The 16,067-nt window shown below is 72.9% G+C and carries 14 protein-coding genes; 8 read left to right on the top strand and 6 right to left on the bottom strand.

The window, feature by feature from the left end; genetic code table 11:
• Positions 1-5 precede the first annotated feature (5 nt).
• Positions 6-683 (bottom strand): histidine phosphatase family protein, encoded by a 678-nt coding sequence (locus tag H1W00_RS14360; protein WP_181756510.1) that lies wholly within the window; start codon positions 681-683, stop codon positions 6-8.
• Positions 684-802: 119 nt separating this feature from the next.
• Between H1W00_RS14360 and H1W00_RS14365 the strand changes: the two genes are divergently transcribed.
• The 3 genes from H1W00_RS14365 to H1W00_RS14375 all read left to right on the top strand — a co-directional run bounded on the left by H1W00_RS14365 (position 803) and on the right by H1W00_RS14375 (position 5,608).
• Positions 803-1,960 carry an exonuclease SbcCD subunit D C-terminal domain-containing protein gene (locus tag H1W00_RS14365; RefSeq protein ID WP_181756511.1) on the top strand — a complete coding sequence of 386 codons (1,158 nt, stop codon included), beginning with the start codon at positions 803-805 and terminating at the stop codon, positions 1,958-1,960.
• A complete protein-coding gene (locus H1W00_RS14370) occupies positions 1,957-4,845 on the top strand; it encodes an AAA family ATPase (protein ID WP_181756512.1) in 2,889 nt (962 codons plus the stop codon). The genes H1W00_RS14365 and H1W00_RS14370 overlap by 4 nt, the downstream gene beginning before the upstream one ends.
• Before the next feature lie 91 nt (positions 4,846-4,936).
• Complete coding sequence (locus tag H1W00_RS14375; protein WP_181756513.1) at positions 4,937-5,608, top strand: TetR/AcrR family transcriptional regulator; 672 nt, start codon at positions 4,937-4,939, stop codon at positions 5,606-5,608.
• A gap of 167 nt (positions 5,609-5,775) precedes the next feature.
• Here H1W00_RS14375 and soxR read toward each other — a convergent pair whose 3' ends face one another.
• Positions 5,776-6,213, bottom strand: a complete 438-nt coding sequence (soxR, locus tag H1W00_RS14380; protein WP_276568838.1) for a redox-sensitive transcriptional activator SoxR — start codon at positions 6,211-6,213, stop codon at positions 5,776-5,778.
• 36 nt (positions 6,214-6,249) lie between these two features.
• Between soxR and H1W00_RS14385 the strand changes: the two genes are divergently transcribed.
• Both H1W00_RS14385 and H1W00_RS14390 read left to right on the top strand, forming a co-directional pair.
• Positions 6,250-6,390 carry a hypothetical protein gene (locus H1W00_RS14385; protein WP_181756515.1) on the top strand — a complete coding sequence of 47 codons (141 nt, stop codon included), beginning with the start codon at positions 6,250-6,252 and terminating at the stop codon, positions 6,388-6,390.
• Positions 6,387-7,727 carry an MFS transporter gene (locus tag H1W00_RS14390; RefSeq protein ID WP_181756516.1) on the top strand — a complete coding sequence of 447 codons (1,341 nt, stop codon included), beginning with the start codon at positions 6,387-6,389 and terminating at the stop codon, positions 7,725-7,727. Before H1W00_RS14385 ends, H1W00_RS14390 begins: the two co-directional genes overlap by 4 nt.
• A 10-nt stretch (positions 7,728-7,737) precedes the next feature.
• Here the strand turns inward: H1W00_RS14390 and H1W00_RS14395 are convergent, their stop codons facing one another.
• The 3 genes from H1W00_RS14395 to H1W00_RS14405 form a co-directional block, all read right to left on the bottom strand.
• Complete coding sequence (locus tag H1W00_RS14395; RefSeq protein WP_181756517.1) at positions 7,738-8,715, bottom strand: SRPBCC family protein; 978 nt, start codon at positions 8,713-8,715, stop codon at positions 7,738-7,740.
• A gap of 11 nt (positions 8,716-8,726) precedes the next feature.
• The gene (locus tag H1W00_RS14400) at positions 8,727-9,080 is read right to left on the bottom strand and encodes an ArsR/SmtB family transcription factor (RefSeq protein WP_181756518.1); all 354 of its coding nucleotides are present in this window, start codon (positions 9,078-9,080) and stop codon (positions 8,727-8,729) included.
• A gap of 79 nt (positions 9,081-9,159) precedes the next feature.
• A complete protein-coding gene (locus H1W00_RS14405) occupies positions 9,160-10,203 on the bottom strand; it encodes an ornithine cyclodeaminase (RefSeq protein WP_181756519.1) in 1,044 nt (347 codons plus the stop codon).
• A gap of 191 nt (positions 10,204-10,394) precedes the next feature.
• Here H1W00_RS14405 and H1W00_RS14410 point away from each other — a divergent pair, with 191 nt between their 5' ends.
• From H1W00_RS14410 to H1W00_RS14420, 3 genes are all read left to right on the top strand, one after another.
• Positions 10,395-11,063: a TetR family transcriptional regulator gene (locus H1W00_RS14410; RefSeq protein WP_181756520.1), complete on the top strand. Its 669-nt coding sequence runs from the start codon at positions 10,395-10,397 to the stop codon at positions 11,061-11,063.
• A 293-nt stretch (positions 11,064-11,356) separates the two neighbouring features.
• Positions 11,357-12,184 carry a formate dehydrogenase accessory sulfurtransferase FdhD gene (fdhD, locus tag H1W00_RS14415; RefSeq protein ID WP_181756521.1) on the top strand — a complete coding sequence of 276 codons (828 nt, stop codon included), beginning with the start codon at positions 11,357-11,359 and terminating at the stop codon, positions 12,182-12,184.
• On the top strand, positions 12,184-14,484 hold the full coding sequence (locus H1W00_RS14420) for an FdhF/YdeP family oxidoreductase (RefSeq protein ID WP_181756522.1): 2,301 nt from the start codon (positions 12,184-12,186) through the stop codon (positions 14,482-14,484). The genes fdhD and H1W00_RS14420 overlap by 1 nt, the downstream gene beginning before the upstream one ends.
• A gap of 323 nt (positions 14,485-14,807) precedes the next feature.
• Here the strand turns inward: H1W00_RS14420 and H1W00_RS14425 are convergent, their stop codons facing one another.
• The gene (locus tag H1W00_RS14425; RefSeq protein ID WP_181756523.1) at positions 14,808-16,025 is read right to left on the bottom strand and encodes an MFS transporter; all 1,218 of its coding nucleotides are present in this window, start codon (positions 16,023-16,025) and stop codon (positions 14,808-14,810) included.
• Positions 16,026-16,067: the final 42 nt, after the last annotated feature.

Here is a 16,067-nt window from a genome sequence, read left to right on the forward strand (position 1 = left end):
GGGTCTCAGCGACCCGCGCCGCCACCGACCGCGGCGTCGTCGGCGGTGGCCGGCGCGCGCAGCCAGGACAGGTCGCCGGCCGACGTGTTGACGGCCACGACGTCGGGACGGCGGGCTCCGTAGCGCACGATCGACACCGAGGCCGGGTCGACGTGCAGCCGCTGGAACAGGTCGAGGTGCATGCCCAGGGCGTCCGCCAGGACGGCCTTGATCACGTCGCCGTGCGAGACCGCGACCCACACGGCGTGGGCGCCGTGCTCGGCCTCGATGCGCGCGTCGTGCCCGCGGATGGCCGCGACGCCGCGGGCCTGCATCGCGGCCAGCGACTCCCCGCCGGGGAAGGCGGCCGCGGCGGGATGGTGCTGGACGGTCTTCCACAGATCCTCGGCGGCGAGGTCCTTCAGCGCCCGGCCCTGCCAGTCGCCGTACCCGCACTCGGTGATCGACTCGTCGACCGTGGGCTCGATGCCGTGCCGGCCGGCGATCGCGGCGGCGGTCTCGCGGCAGCGCTCGAGAGGGCTCGTGACGACGTCGGCCAGGCTCAGGTCGGCCAGCCGCGCGCCGGTGGCCTCGACCTGGGTGAGGCCGAGCTCGTCGAGGTGGATGTCGGGGAGCCGGCCGGCCAGCGTGCCCGAGGTGTTCGCGGTGGACCGTCCGTGCCGGACGAGCAGGACGATCGCCATGCCCCCGACCCTAGCGGGGACCCGCTGTGGCGAACGCCGCACGCCGCCGGGCGATCCACGACGACCCGCCCGGCCCGGGGTCCGCGGAATTGTCGGAGCCGCTGGTTAGCGTCGAAGACGTGAAGATCCTCCACACGTCCGACTGGCACATCGGTCGGACGTTCCACCAGCACTCGACCGCAGAGGCCCTCGCCTCCGTGCTCGACGCGCTCGTGGAGGCCGTCCACGAGCACGCGGTCGACGTCGTGGTGGTGGCGGGCGACGTCTTCGACTCGTCCACCCCGTCGGCCGCCGCGGTGGAGGAGCTCGACCGCGTCCTGGTCGCCCTGCGCGACACCGGCGCCCGGGTGATCGTCACCAGCGGCAACCACGACTCGCCGGCGCGGCTGGGCGCGAAGGCGGCGTTCCTGCACGAGGCCGGCGTCCACATCGTCACGCGGCCGCAGGACCACGCCACGCCGATCACGGTCGAGGACCAGCACGGTCCGGTCCACTTCTACGGCATCGCCTACCTCGAGCCCGCGCTCATCCGGCACGTGTGGCCCGACCAGCGCCTGGCCCACCAGGCCGACGCGATCGGGTTCGCCCTCGACAACATCCGCGCCGACCTCGCCACGCGAGGCGGTCGCTCCGTCGTGCTCGCCCACACCTTCGTGTCGGGCGCCGAGGGCGAGTCGTGCGAGTCCGAGCGGGGCATCACCGCCGGTGGTCTCGACCGCGTGCCCGTGCCCGTGTTCGACGGCGTCACCTATGCCGCCCTCGGCCACATCCACGGCCGCAACACGCTCGCGCCCCACGTCCGCTACAGCGGGGCGCCGCTGCACCTGTCGTTCTCCGAGCAGGACAAGCCGCGCGGGGCGTGGCTCGTCACGCTCGACGCCGACGGGCTCGGCCCGGTCGAGTGGCTCGACCTCCCCGTGCCCCGGGCGCTGACCACCCTCACCGGCACGCTCGACGAGCTCCTGTCCGACCCCGGGCTCACCGATCGCGAGTCGCACTGGGTCCGCGCGATCCTCACCGACGTCGCGCGCCCCGACGACCCCATGCGCCGGCTCCAGGGCCGCTTCCCGCACTGCGCGCTGCTGGAGTTCCGGCCCAGCCACGTCGACGCGTCGGCGTCGCCCATCGACCCGCGGCGCCTGGCCACCCTCACCGACCAGCAGGTGATGGCCGAGTTCCTCGCGTTCGTGCGCGGCGGCGAGGGCCCCACCGAGGCCGAGGCGCAGATCCTCGACGACCTCGTCGGCCACGTCGCCGGGACGGAGGCGGCGCGATGAGGATCCACCAGGTGACGATGACGGGGTTCGGTCCGTTCCGCGACACCCAGACGGTCGACCTCGACGCGTTCGCCGACCACGGGATCTTCCTGATCACCGGCCGCACCGGCGCGGGCAAGTCCAGCATCCTCGACGCGATCGTCTACGCCCTCTACGACTCGGCTCCGCGCTACGCCGCCGCGGGCGGCAAGCAGGTGCGCAGCACGCACTGCGAGCCGAACGACCCCACCCGGGTGGAGCTGGTCTTCAGCGCGGCCGGCCGCACCTACCGTGTCGTGCGCACCCCCGAGTACCTGCGGCCCAAGGTGCGCGGCACCGGGATGACGCCCGAGAAGGCCACCGCCGAGCTGTCCGTGAGGCAGGGGGATGAGTGGGTCGGCCTCGCCGCCCAGCCCCGCACGGTCGGCGAGGAGCTGCACGAGATCCTGCCGCTGCGCTGCGACCAGTTCCTCCAGGTCGTCCTGCTCGCCCAGGGTCAGTTCCAGCGCTTCCTGGTGGCCTCCAGCGAGGAGCGCCAGCGGCTGCTGCGCACGCTCTTTCGCAGCGAGCGGTTCAGCGACTACGACACCGAGCTGCAGCGGCGCGCCGGCGAGCTGCGCCAGGAGCTGCGCGCGGCGGAGTCCGGCATCGCGTCCACGATCTCCACGCTCGCCCAGCACGCGGGGCAGGAGGCTCCCGCCGAGGCCGACGAGGCGTGGATCGCCCAGGTCCTCGTCGCCTTCGACGCCGACGTCGAGCTGGCGAAGGCCGACCTCGACCAGGCCACGAAGGAGGTCGAGGCGGCCGCCGAGCTGCTTCAGCAGGCCACCGAGCTGGCCGAGCGCCAGCGTCGCCTCGCCAGCGCCACCGAGGCGATGGCCCTCGTCGTCGAGCAGGCGCCCCGGATCGCGGCCGACCGCCTCCGGCGCGACCTCGCCGTGGCGGCGCAGTCGGTCGAGGTCGCCCATCGCGCCCGCGTCTCCGCAGCCGGTCGTGCCGAGCAGGCCACGGCCGGTCTGGTCGCCGCCGAGGCACGCTTCGCCGAGGCCGTCGACGGCCCGCCGCCGGCCGACCTCGCCGCCCACCGCGATGCCCTCACCGCCGACCTCGCCGTGCTCACGGCGCGGCTCGCGGACGAGCAGGAGCTGGAGCGGCTGCGCGCGCTCTCGGCCACCCTCACCGAGCAGCTCGACGACCTCGCGCTGCGCGCCGACGACCTCACGGTCCAGTGCCGCCACCACGACGCCGTCCTCGAGCGCGAGATCGACGTCACGCCCGAGCAGGCCGGCTCCGCCCTCGAGCGGCTGCGCGCCGAGCTCGACCTCGCTCGCAAGCGGGCCACCGCCGAGCGCCACCTCGCCGAGGCCCAGCTCGAGGAGCTGAAGTGCGGCAAGGCCCGCACGGCCGCGTCCACGGCCCTGGACTCGCTCAACGAGCGTCGCCTCGCCGAGTACGCCGGCACCCTGGCCCAGGAGCTCGTCGCCGGCGAGGCCTGTGCCGTCTGCGGCTCGGCCGAGCACCCCGTGCCCGCCGCCCTGGCCGACGACCACGTCACCGAGGACGCGCTCGACCGCGCCCGGGAGGCGTTCGACCGGGCCGACCACCTGGCCCGGCGGGCGGGCGAGCAGGCCGCGGCGCTGCGTGCCACCGTGCAGGGCTGGGCCGAGGTCCGCCCCCTCGACGAGCTCACCGCGGCGGTGACCGAGGCCGAGGCCGTGCTGACTCGCGCGGAGCAGGCCGAGCAGGAGCGCGTGAGCTCGCGGGCCGCCAAGGAGCGGATCGAGGCCGCGCTCGCCGACCTCAGCGTCCAGCGGGCCACGGTCGAGCAGCGCGCCGTCGCCACCGACCAGCAGGTCGCCGCGCTGGCCACCACCGTCGCGCGCGTCCGGGGCGCGTCCGGATCGGTCGTCGAGCGCATCGCGGTGGTCACCGGCCACGTCGAGGCCACGGCCCAGCTCATCGAGGCCCGGGCCACGGAGCGCACGGCGCGCGAGCGGCTCCGCGAGTGCGACGAGACGTTCGCCACCACGCTGGACCACCACGGCTTCGCCGACGAGGACGAGTTCCTCGAGACGCGCCTCGACGCCTCCGCGATCGCCGAGCTCACCCGCCGCATCGAGGGGCACGAGGCGCTGCGGGTCGCCAGCCAGACCGCCCTCGCCGCACCCGAGCTGCAGGACCTGCCCGCCGAGCCGGCCGACGTCGCACGCCCGCAGGAGGTCCACACGCAGGCGCGCGAGGTGTGCCGGGTCGCCACCGAACGCCACGGCGCGGCGAAGGAGAGCGCCGCCACCGCCAACCGCGTGGCTGCGGCGATCCGCCGTGAATGGGCCACCCATGCCGAGGCGCGCGCCTCGTACGAGGTGCTCGACCGGCTCGCGCGGTCGCTGCACGGCGAGTCGCCCAACACCCGACGCATGCGGGTCGAGAGCTACGTGCTCGCCGCCGAGCTCGAGCAGATCGTCGCCGCGGCGAACCTGCGCCTGCACGCGATGTCGAGCGGCCGCTACGCCCTCGAGCGCAGTGACGTCACCGCCACCCGCGGGTCCAACTCGGGGCTCGAGGTCCGAGTGCGCGACGACTACACGGGGGTCACACGCAGTCCCGAGTCGCTCTCCGGCGGTGAGAAGTTCCTCGCCTCACTCGCGCTGGCCCTCGGCCTGGCCGAGGTCGTCACCAACCGGGCCGGCGGCATCACCCTGGACACCCTGTTCATCGACGAGGGCTTCGGGTCGCTGGACGCCGAGACGCTCGAGGTGGCGATGCACACGCTCGACGCGCTGCGCCAGAACGGCCGCACGATCGGACTGATCAGCCACGTCGAGACGATGAAGGAGCGGATCCCCGCCCAGCTCGCCGTCGAGCGCACCGTCGACGGGTGGAGCCGCGTGCAGGCGCGGGCCTGACTCACATCACTGCCGAACACCAGTCACTACCGAACAGGGCGTCACTCCAGAACCACGGACACGGTGGCATCACGGCGATTATCCTGCGGAGGTGGAGGACGACGGACTGCTGAGCCTGCTGCCCGATCGCCTCGACCTGCCCCGGGGACGCTCGGCCCTGTCGAAGTCGGCGGTGGAGGCCTCCCGCCGTGGGCGGATCATGCAGGCCACGCTCGACGAGGTCGCCGAGTCGGGCTACCACGCGACCACCGTCGCCGCGATCACCAAGCGCGCCCACGTCTCGCGCACCTCGTTCTACGACGCGTTCACCGACAAGGAGGACGCCTTCGCCAGTGCCCACTGGAGCGCGAGCGACCTGGCCGTGGCGCGCGTGTGGGAGCCCACGCTCTCGCGCCCCGACCTGGACTTCGACGATCGCATCGCGAGCGTCCTCACGGCCTACGTCGAGGTCCTCGAGTCCGCTCGATCCTTCACGATCTGCTTCTTCGTCGAGATCCTTGCCGCGGGGGAGCGCCTGGCCTTGCAGCGTGAGCAGATGCTGGACCGCCACGTGGAGATCCTGCTCGAGCTCGCGAAGGCCTCCAGGGCCAGTGACCCCACGATCCGGCTGCACGACCCCGAGGTCGTGCGCGGGCTCATCGGAGCCTTCGACCAGCTCGCGGCGCGACGGGTGCGCTGCCGGCGCCATGGGGAGAGTCTGGACCTGCAGTCGGTGGTGGCGCCGGTCACCCAGATCGTCCGCGCCGTGATGCACGACACGTGAGAATCCGTCCGCGCGTCCTGCGCACCCAGATGTACTGAACGTGTACTTTTGCGTCTGACGGTGCGGCTCGTCTCCCCCCGACCGAGCCCCGTCGACAGGTCGGGGCCCCCGTTGACCCCCCGAACGCGGGGGCACCGGCCTGTCCTTCTCCGAGGTGCCGCGCGGCCTCAGCTCGGGTCGAGCAGGCGGGCGCCCGGTCCCTGCGCCCCGAGAGTGTCGTCGGGGTTCTGCAGGCGGCACCTTTTCAGGGAGAGGCACCCGCACCCGATGCAGCCGTCGAGGTCGTCGCGCAGCCGCTGCAGGCGGGCGATGCGCTCGTCGAGCGAGGTGCGCCAGCGGCGGGGGAGGCGCGGCCAGTCGGCCTTCGTCGGCGCCCGGTCCACCGGCAGCGTCGAGAGCGCCTCGCGGATCTCGGCGAGCGAGATGCCCACCCGCTGCGACGTGCGGATGAAGGCGATCCGGCGCAGGACGTCGCGGGTGTAGCGCCGCTGGTTGCCCGCGCTGCGCGTGGACGTGATGAGGCCCTCGCGCTCGTAGAAGTGCAGCGCCGAGACCGCGACGCCGGCACGTTCGGCGACCTGGGACGGAGTGAGCAGGACGGTCATTGACCTCAACCTTAGTTGAGGTTGTTCCATGAAGCCATGCTCCAGTCGAAGCCCTCCCGGCGCCGCCGGGTCCGCCCGTCCCTGTCCACCCGCGCCCGCCTCGTCGACGGCTGCATCCGGCTCGAGGAGAGGCACCGCTTCGTGGCCGCCGGCGTGATCAGTCTGCGACTGCGGTGAGCAGCGCACTGCGGACGGCGCCGGCCGGCTCGCCCTGGGCGGGCCCGCACCTGCGCACGACGGTGGGCGTGTTCTCGCTCGCCTTCCTGTTCGCGTTCGAGTCCCTGGCCGTCGCCACCGTGATGCCGGAGGTGGCTCGGGACCTCGACGGCCTCTCGCTCTACGCGCTGGCGTTCGCCGCGCCGATGGCCGCCTCGGTGGTGGCGCTGTCGGTGGCCGGCGAGTGGGTCGACCGGCACGGCACCGCCCGGGCGCTGGTCGTCGGCGTGCTGGTGTTCTGCGTCGGGGTCGTGGTCGCCGGACTGGCGCCGTCGATGGAGGGCTTCCTCGCAGGCCGGCTCGTCCACGGCCTGGGTGGCGGCGTGCTGGGCGTCGCGCTCTACGTGGTCGTCGCGGAGTCCTACCCGGCCGTCCTGCGGCCCCGGGTGTTCGCGGTGATGACCGCCGCGTGGGTCCTGCCCGCCCTCGTGGGGCCGCTGCTCGCGGGGGTCATCGCGGACCTCGTGGGATGGCGCTGGGTCTTCCTCGCGGTCCCCGCCGTGGCGCTCGGGTCGTGGTGGCTCGTGCGGTCGGCGGCCGGGGCGCCGGGGGCGTCCTCGGTCATGGTCGACCGACGGCGACTGGGATGGGCCGCACTCGCGGCGACCGGCGTCTCGGCGCTGGCCGTCGGCGGTCAGCGCCAGCTCGAGGGCTGGCCCGTCCTCGTGGTGGGCGGCACCGTGGCCGCCCTCGTCGCCGCGGGGCGCCTGCTGCCTCCCGGAACCTGGAGGGCCAGGCCGGGACTGCCGGCCGTGCTCGTCGCGCGAGGCCTGGTCGGGGCGTCGTTCGCCGGTGCCGCGGCCTACCTGCCGCTGCTGCTGACGACCGAGCGCGGGCTCTCGCTCTCGCAGGCCGGCCTGGTGCTGACCGCGGCCGCCGTGGCGTGGTGCCTCGGGGCCCAGGCCGCCGCACGGGTGCCGGCGCTGGCCGACGAGCTGCTCCGGGTGCGCCTCGGCACGACGCTGGTCGCGCTGGCCGTGGCGACCACGGCGACCGTGGGGCTCGGCGGCGTCCCGCTGGTGCTCCCCGTCGTGGCGTGGGCCGTCGCCGGGTTCGGCATCGGCATGGCGTTCTCGACGCTCGCGGTGCTCGCGCTCGCCACCGCCGACGACGGCGAGGCGGGACGGGTCTCCTCGTCCCTGCAGCTCAACGACGCGCTGGTCCAGGCCTTCGCGATGGCGGTCGGCGCGGTCGTCTTCGCCGCGTTCGTCGGATCGTCGCCGGTTGTCGGAGCGACCCTGCTCGTGCTCGCCTCGGGCGCCGTCGCAGCCGCAGCGGTGCCGCTGCGGCTGCGATGAGGAGCCTGTGTCAGACGGTGGCGAGCACCTCGCGCTCCAGGCGTGCGTAGCTGGTCTCCATGCCGTCCGTCATGCCGGTGGCCAGGATCTGGTCGCGCAGCTCGCGGCTCGGGTAGGTGATCACGACGGTCAGCAGGGTGCCGCCCTCGACGGGGGTGAGGGTCTGCTCGTTGAGCGTCCCCTCGCCCTCCATCCCGATCATCCGCTCGGTGGTGACGCTGCGGATGGGCGCGTGGACCTCGAGGAGCTCGCCGGTGAAGCCGAACCGGTTGCCGCCGCCCTCCTGCTCCCACTCGTAGCGGTAGGTGTCACCGACCTCGGTGGCCACCTCGCACACCGGCATCGTCCAGCCGTCGGGTCCGAGCAGCCAGCGCTTCATGAGATCGGGCTCGGTGTGGGCGCGCCACACCTGCTCGACGGTGCCGCGGATGACACGGGTGACGCGCACGTGCGTGTCGTCGAGCAGCTGGGTCTGCGTGCCCGACCCGGCGGCGAAGGAGGCGAGGTCGGCCAGGACCTCGTCCATCTGGCCCATCGCCGAGGTCATGCCCTCCTCCATGCCGCCCGCGATCAGCTGCTCGAGGTCCTGCAGCGAGGCGAACCACGTCGTGGTGGTGACCCGCGACCCCTCGCCGGTCTCCTCGAAGGCGAAGCTCATCCGCATGGATGGCATGTCGCGGTTCGGGACGCCGGGCTCGGAGGCGAAGCCGTCCTCGACCTCGAAGCCCTTGCCCTCGTCGACGGACAGGAACTTCCAGTACCCGGCGCTCGTCTCGCCCTCGGGGCCGGTCATCACGTAGTGCGACTCGCCGGCGGCGGTCATGTCGTGGCGGCTGAACGTGGCGGGCCACTCGACGGGTCCCCAGAAGCGCTCGAGCTGGCGGGGGTCGGCGTAGGCGTCCCACAGCCGGCGGACCGGCACGGGGAAGTCGGCGACCACGGTCATGGTCAGGTCGTCGGTGTCCTTGGACACGGAGGTGATGGGCATGGTGGTGCCTTTCAGGAGGGGTCGGGGTCTTCGGCCAGCAGGGCGTCGAGACGCTCGACGCGCGAGCGCCAGAGGAGCTCGAACTCGTCGAGCAGGTGCTGGGCCCGGGCGATCGTGTCGGGATTGCCACGGACCAGTCGCTCGCGGCCTTGTCGGTGCTTGGTCACCAGTCCGGCCCCTTCCAGGACGGCCACGTGCTTCTGCACCGCGGCGAACGACATGTCGTACGAGTCGGCCAGCCGGGACACGGACGCCTCGCCCACGAGGGTGCGTCGGACGATGTCGCGTCGGGTGGCGTCGGCGAGGGCGTGGAAGATGCGGTCGACCTCGGCGTCGGTCAGCTCGTTCTGAGTATGTACAACCATTTGGTTGCAGGTTAGACCCGGGCCCGGACGGACGTCAACCCCCTGCGCGGCGTCAGCCGTGCAGGGGGTCGAGAAGGCGTCAGGAGATGGCGACCAGGGTGTCTGCGCCGGCCACCAGGCCGAAGAGGTCCTTGGGATCGGCCGGGTCGGCGACGAGGTCGAGCCAGCCCACCAGGTCGGTGCCCGCCACGGACTCGTGCGCGTAGCGCAGCGCCGCGAAGTCCTCCACGGCGAAGCCGACCGAGTCGAAGACGGTCACGTCGGACGCGTCGCGACGGCCGGCGGCGGTCCCCGCGATGACCTGCCACAGCTCGGTGACGGGGTGGTCGGCCGCGACCGCTTGGATCTCGCCCTCGATGCGCGTCTGGGGCTCGAACTCCACGAAGATCGCGGCACGGTGCAGGATCGCCGGGTCGAGCTCGGTCTTGCCGGGGCAGTCGCCGCCGATCGCGTTCACGTGCACGCCGGGAGCCACCATGTCGTCGGTGAGGACGAGCGCGCGCTGCTTGTCGGCCGTGCACGTGGTGATCACGTCCGCGCCGAGCACCGCGTCCGCGGCGCTGCTCGCGACGTGCACCTCGAAGCCGAGGGGCTCGACGTTGCGCACGAACTTCGCCATCGCGCCCGGGTCGACGTCCCACACGCGCAGTGACCTGATGCCCAGTGCGGCGCGGAAGCCGAGCGCCTGGAACTCGGCCTGCGACCCGGTGCCGATCATCGCCATGACCTGCGCGTCCGGACGGGCCAGGTGGCGCGCCGCCATCGCCGAGGTGGCCGCCGTGCGCAGGGCCGTCAGCACCGTCATCTCGGCCACGAACGTGGGGTAGCCCGAGGCGACGTCGGCCAGGACGCCGAACGCGGTGACGGTCTGGAGGCCGCGCGCCGGGTTGGCGGGGTGGCCGTTCACGTACTTGAACCCGTAGGCCGCGCCGTCGCTCGTGGGCATCAGCTCGATGACGCCCTCGGGGGAGTGCGCGGCGACGCGCGCCGTCTTGTCGAAGGCGGTCCAGCGGCGGAAGTCGGCCTCGACGGCGTCGGTCATGCCGGCGATGACCGCCTCGGCGCCGCGGGTGCGGACCCAGCGGATGGTGTTCGCGACGTCGAGGAAGGGCACGGAGCTCATGAAGCCAACGCTACGCAGGCGTCGTGGTGCAAACAATCGCGTTTTCTTGCGATCTCGCGAGCGAAACGTTGCGTCTCGGCGGGGTCGGAGCAACGATTCCCCACCCGCGTGTCGGCGCCGGGCCGAGAGACCGGCGAAAAACCCCGTGAGGAACAGGAGACACCCGGGAATTGCAGGGCTAGCCTGACCCGGTGCCCGACGACGCCCTGAGCCTGCTGCCCGAGCGGCTGGAGCTGCCGCGCGGCCGGGCGGCGCTGCCCGAGCGCGAGGTCGAGGCGTCCCAGCGGGGCCGCATCCTGCAGGCCGTCTGCGACGAGGTCGCCGCCGCGGGGTACGCGCGAACGACCGTCACCGGCATCACCCGGCGCGCGCGGGTCTCGCGGACCACCTTCTACCAGTGCTTCTCCGACAAGGAGGAGGCCTTCGCGTCGGCGCACGAGACGATCAGCGAGCAGCTGGTCCAGTTCATCCGCGACCAGGCGATGCGGACGCCGGACTCGGCGTGGGAGGAGCGGATCGAACTCGGGGTGCAGGGCCTGATGACCTGCTTGGAGGCCCGGCCCACGTTCGCCCGCAGCTTCCTGGTGGAGGTCCACGTCGCGGGCGACCGCGTGCGACGCCAGCGCGACCTCGTCGTCGAGCGCCATGCCCGCAGCCTCGCGCGGGTCGCCACCCTGGCCGCGGCGACCGGGGCCCAGGTCCGCGTCCCCACCGACCTCGAGGTCATCGGGGCGATCGGGGCGACCGAGGAGCTGGTGTCGCGCCAGATCCGCGCCACGGATCCGCGACGGCGGCTCCGGCTCTCGAGCGTCGTGCCCCCGGTCGTCGCGATCCACTCGGCGCTGCTCCGCCCCGTCTGAAGCTGCCGCGATTCTGGCTGGAATCCCAGTCAGGACATTGGTTAGTAAGTATTTGTTCCATTTTCGGGCGGACTTGTGTACCGGTCCGGTACTTTTGGCGTGCGGCAGGCTTCGAGCCCACACCCTCGAGTCAGCCGGGAGGGAGTACCCGGTCCCCCAGCCGAGTCGTGTCTGTCTGTGAGTCGGTGCCTTCGCACAACCCCCCGATGGCGGGGGCACCGACTCCGGCCGAACCCCCGCCGCCGCCCCACGATCACCCGGCCCGCCGCCGCGTTCTGACATACCGTGGCTCCATGACCAAGCCAGCCGTCCGCCGCCGGGTCACCGTGGTGGAGCAGGGCCGCTACCGCGTCCGCGAGGACCGGCTGACCGGCGAGGAGCCCCTCGAGATCCGGCTGAACGGCCGCTCGCTCGCCGTCACGATGCGCACTCCGGGCCACGACGTCGAGCTCGCGCTGGGCTACCTCGTGTCCGAAGGCGTGATCACGCGGCGTGAGCAGGTGCGCTCGGCGCGCTACTGCGCCGGTGCCACCGAGGAGGGGCTCAACACCTACAACGTGCTCGACGTCCAGGTGGAGTCCGACGCCCACGTCGACCACCTCGCGCTCGAGCGTCACGGCTACACGTCGTCGTCGTGCGGCGTGTGCGGCAAGACCAGCATCGAGGCGGTCACCACGAAGTCGGCGTTCGACGTCTCCGGCGACGCCCTGCGCGTGCCCGCCGAGCTGCTGTCCGGACTGCCCGACCGCATGCGCGGCGTCCAGTCGGTGTTCGACCAGACGGGCGGTCTGCACGCGGCGGGTCTCTTCGACGGCCGCACCGGCGAGCCGCTGGTCGTGCGCGAGGACGTCGGCCGTCACAACGCCGTGGACAAGGTCGTCGGCTGGGCGCTCGAGCACGAGAAGCTGCCCGTCGCCGGTTGCGTGCTGCTGGTGTCCGGGCGGGCCGGCTTCGAGCTCGTGCAGAAGGCGTCCATGGCCGGCGTACCCGTGCTCGCGGCGATCTCGGCGCCCTCGTCCCTGGCCGTGGAGCTGGGCGAGGAGGCCGGCCTCACGGTGGTCGGCTTCCTGCGAGGGCCGTCGATGGTGGTCTACTCCCGACCCGATCGGGTGGTGGCGTGATGGTGCGCAAGCCTCCGGTCGACGACCCGAACGACGACGCCATCGAGGTCACCGGGCTGAAGAACTGGGCCGCCGGCCTTCCCGGCGTCCTGCACGCGATGCGGCCGGCGCTCAGTGCGATGGGCGTGGCGCGGACGGCGAAGCTGCTCACGTCGATCAACCAGAAGGACGGCTTCGACTGCATGAGCTGCGCGTGGCCCGACCCGGGCCGGCGCCACTCGGCCGAGTTCTGCGAGAACGGCGCCAAGGCGGTCACGTGGGAGGCGACCCCGATCACCGTCCCGCGCGAGTTCTGGGCCGAGCACACGGTGCACGACCTGGCGGAGAAGAGCGAGTACTGGCTCGGCCAGCAGGGCCGGCTCACCGAGCCCGTCTACAAGGCGCCGGGGGAGGACCACTACCGGCCGGTGTCGTGGGACGAGGCGTTCGCGCTCGCGGCACAGGCGCTCAACGGCCTCGACCACCCCGACCAGGCGGCGTTCTACACGTCGGGTCGTGCCTCCAACGAGGCCGCCTTCGTCTACCAGCTGTTCGTGCGCGCCTTCGGCACGAACAACCTGCCCGACTGCTCGAACATGTGCCACGAGTCCACCGGCACGGCGATGGTCGAGACGATCGGCGTCGGCAAGTCCACGATCACGTACGAGGACGTGCCGCAGGCCGACCTGATCATCATCATGGGTCAGAACCCGGGCACCAACCATCCGCGGATGCTGTCGGCGCTGGAGCGCGCCAAGCATGCCGGCGCGTCGATCATCGCGGTGAACCCGCTGCCCGAGGCCGGGCTCATCCGGTTCAAGAACCCGCAGAACGTGCGGGGCGTGATCGGCAAGGGCACCACGATGGCCGACCAGTTCTGCCAGATCCGTCTCGGCGGTGACGGGCCGCTGCTGCAGGCGGTGATCCAGCGCGTCCTGGCCGCCGAGGACGCGGCGCCCGGCACCGTGCTCGACCACGACTTCATCGAGCAGCACACGTCGGGGCTGGAGGAGCTGCGCGCGAGCGTGGCCGACCTCGACGACGCCGCGGTGCACGCGGCCACGGGGCTGACCACCGAGGAGATCGACGAGTTCGCCCGGCGCTACCTCGCCGCCGACCGGGTCATCGTCACGTGGGCGATGGGGCTGACCCAGCACACCCAGGCCGTCGCCACGATCAAGGAGATCATCAACTTGCTGCTGCTGCGGGGGCACATCGGCCGCCCGGGCGCCGGTGCCTCGCCGATCCGCGGGCACAGCAACGTGCAGGGCGACCGCACGATGGGCATCTGGGAGAAGATGCCCGAGAGCTTCATGGACGGGCTGGCCGCCGAGTTCGGGTTCGAGCCGCCGCGGAAGCACGGCTTCGACTCGGTCAACGCGGTGCGGGCGATGCAGCGCGGCGACGTGCGCTTCTGGATGTCGCTGGGCGGCAACTTCGTCTCGGCGATCTCGGACACCGGGGCGGCCGAGGCGGCGCTGCGAGGCACCGCGATGACCGTGCAGGTCTCCACGAAGCTCAACCGCTCGCACGGGGTCACCGGCGAGGCCGCGCTGATCCTGCCGACGATCGGCCGCACCGAGATCGACCGCCAGGCCTCGGGCGAGCAGTTCGTCACCGTCGAGGACACGGTGTGTGCCGTGCACGCCTCCCGCGGCCGGGTCGAGCCCGTCGCCGACACACTGCTGTCCGAGGTGGCGATCGTGAGCCGGCTCGCGCGGGCCACGCTGGGGGACCGGCAGCCGATCGACTGGGCGGCCTTCGAGGCGGACTACCGGACGATCCGGCACCACATCAGCCGCGTCGTCCCGGGCTGCGAGGACTACGAGCGCAAGGTCACCGACGCGGACGGGTTCGTCCTGCCGCACGGGGCCCGCGACTCACGCACCTTCGACACGGCCACGGGGCGCGCGATGTTCACCGCCAACCGGTTCGAGCCGATCACGCTGGCGCCCGGCCGCCTGCTGCTGCAGACGGTGCGCTCGCACGACCAGTTCAACACCACCATCTACAGCCGCAACGACCGCTACCGGGGCATCAAGTCGGGGCGCGACGTGGTGTTCGTCCATCCCGACGACCTGGCCGAGCGCGGCCTCGCCGACGGCGACCTCGTCGACGTGTCCAGCGAGTGGCCCGACCAGCCCGACCGGGTGCTGCGGGGGTTCCGCGCCGTGGCGTTCCCGACGGCCCGCGGCTGCGCCGCCGCCTACTTCCCCGAGGCCAACGTGCTCGTGCCGCTGGACTCCACCGCGCGCGACTCGAACACCCCCGTCTCGAAGGCGGTCGTCGTCCGCATCGAGCCCGCCGCGACCCTGCGCTGACGTGGTCTCGATACGCCGCTCGCTGCGCTCGCGAGCTACTCGACCACCGGGTCGGCAGCCGGTGGTTGAGTAGCGGGGCGAGGGACGACCTGCGCTGAGCTGGTCTCGATACGCCGCTCGCTGCGCTCGCGAGCTACTCGACCGCCGGGTCCGCGCTAGCGGGGCGAGGGATGACCTGCGCTGAGCTGGTCTCGATACGCCGCTCGCTGCGCTCGCGAGCTACTCGACCACCGGGTCCGCGGTCGGGCACTACTCGACCACCGGGTCGGCAGCCGGTGGTTGAGTAGCGGGGCGAGGAACGAGCCCGCGTATCGAAACCACGCTCACCGGGCGAGCGGGTCCGCCGTCTCGGTGTGGGAGCCCGCCGAGCGCGGGAGCAGCCAGGCCACCGCGAGTCCGGGCACGGCCCACAGGGCCATGACGAGCAAGGCCGTGGCCGGGTCGCCGATCGCCAGCTGGACGGTCAGCACCACGAGCACCGCGCCGAGGTTGCCCGCGAGGAGCAGCAGGCCCGTGACGGTGCCGGCGCGCGTGGGCCCGACGTGCACCTCCGACCAGTCGAGCACCACCGGCAGCGTGCCCATCAGCATGAAGCCGACGAGCGCCAGACCCACGTAGACCAGCCACACCGGCTGGGTCGCCGCGAGCGTCAGCATCACCACGGCCAGCGTGGCGGTCGCGCCGATGGCCACCGTCCGCCGGGCGTCGCGTGCCGCCGCGAGGCTCGGCAGCACTGCCGCGCCGGCGATGCCCGCGAGGGTCATCGTGGCGATGACGGGTCCGGCCAGTCCGGGATGCCCGAAGTCCACGAGGATCGAGTCGAGCCACGTCGCGATCCCGTTGTAGATCCCGAAGCCCAGGAACAGCAGTCCCGCCATCTTCCAGACCAGCCGGTCCGAGCGCAGTGCCCCGAGGCCCGCACGGCCGAGGGTGTCGACGGAGTGGGCGGGCAGCCGCAGGCTCGCCAGCACCGCGGCCGCGGCCGCGGTCGCGAGGACGGCGTGGGACACCAGCAGCAGGCGGAAGCCGCCCGCGTCCACCAGCAGGCTCGACGTCAGCACCGCGACGAGGATTCCGGCGTACTGCGCGCCGGCCGCCACCGAGATGGCGGTGGTCTGCTCGCGCGGGGGGAAGTGGCGCGCCGCCACCTTCGTCAGCGCGTTGAGCACGAGCGGCTGTCCGATCGACATGATCAGCTGGCCCGCCAGGATCGTGCCGTACGAGGAGGGGTCCAGCGCGCGCACGATCGCTCCGGCCGCGGTGAACAGCGCACCGGCCGCGAGGGCGCGCTCGTACGAGCGGTCCATCCAGCGCCCGGCCGGGATCGCCAGCAGCACGAAGGCCGCGGCGTTGACCACGGCGAGGTCGCCGACGGCCCCCTCCGAGACGCCCAGGTGGTCGGCCGTCTGGGGCGTGACGGCGGCGAAGGTGAGCCACAGGACCTGCGTGGTCGTGACGAGCAGCGCGAACGCGGCAAGGGCCAGCCAGCGGGTCGCGAGGACGCGAGCGGCGTGGTCGGTCGGCGGGGGAGTCCGGGCCATGCTGCGCACGCTACTGGCTGGAGCGCCCCCTACGGTGGATGC

It is taken from the genome of Aeromicrobium phoceense (assembly GCF_013868155.1).
In the GTDB taxonomy this organism is placed as follows: domain Bacteria; phylum Actinomycetota; class Actinomycetes; order Propionibacteriales; family Nocardioidaceae; genus Aeromicrobium; species Aeromicrobium phoceense.

Excerpts from the sequence above, each read along its gene's own strand:
- H1W00_RS14360 (WP_181756510.1), bottom strand. The coding sequence starts at position 683 with ATGGCGATCGTCCTGCTCGTCCGGCACGGACGGTCCACCGCGAACACC.
- H1W00_RS14370 (WP_181756512.1), top strand. The coding sequence starts at position 1,957 with ATGAGGATCCACCAGGTGACGATGACGGGGTTCGGTCCGTTCCGCGAC.
- soxR (WP_276568838.1), bottom strand. The coding sequence starts at position 6,213 with ATGACCGTCCTGCTCACTCCGTCCCAGGTCGCCGAACGTGCCGGCGTC.
- H1W00_RS14385 (WP_181756515.1), top strand. The coding sequence starts at position 6,250 with ATGCTCCAGTCGAAGCCCTCCCGGCGCCGCCGGGTCCGCCCGTCCCTG.
- H1W00_RS14395 (WP_181756517.1), bottom strand. The coding sequence starts at position 8,715 with ATGCCCATCACCTCCGTGTCCAAGGACACCGACGACCTGACCATGACC.
- H1W00_RS14400 (WP_181756518.1), bottom strand. The coding sequence starts at position 9,080 with ATGGTTGTACATACTCAGAACGAGCTGACCGACGCCGAGGTCGACCGC.
- H1W00_RS14405 (WP_181756519.1), bottom strand. The coding sequence starts at position 10,203 with ATGAGCTCCGTGCCCTTCCTCGACGTCGCGAACACCATCCGCTGGGTC.
- fdhD (WP_181756521.1), top strand. The coding sequence starts at position 11,357 with ATGACCAAGCCAGCCGTCCGCCGCCGGGTCACCGTGGTGGAGCAGGGC.
- H1W00_RS14420 (WP_181756522.1), top strand. The coding sequence starts at position 12,184 with ATGGTGCGCAAGCCTCCGGTCGACGACCCGAACGACGACGCCATCGAG.
- H1W00_RS14425 (WP_181756523.1), bottom strand. The coding sequence starts at position 16,025 with ATGGCCCGGACTCCCCCGCCGACCGACCACGCCGCTCGCGTCCTCGCG.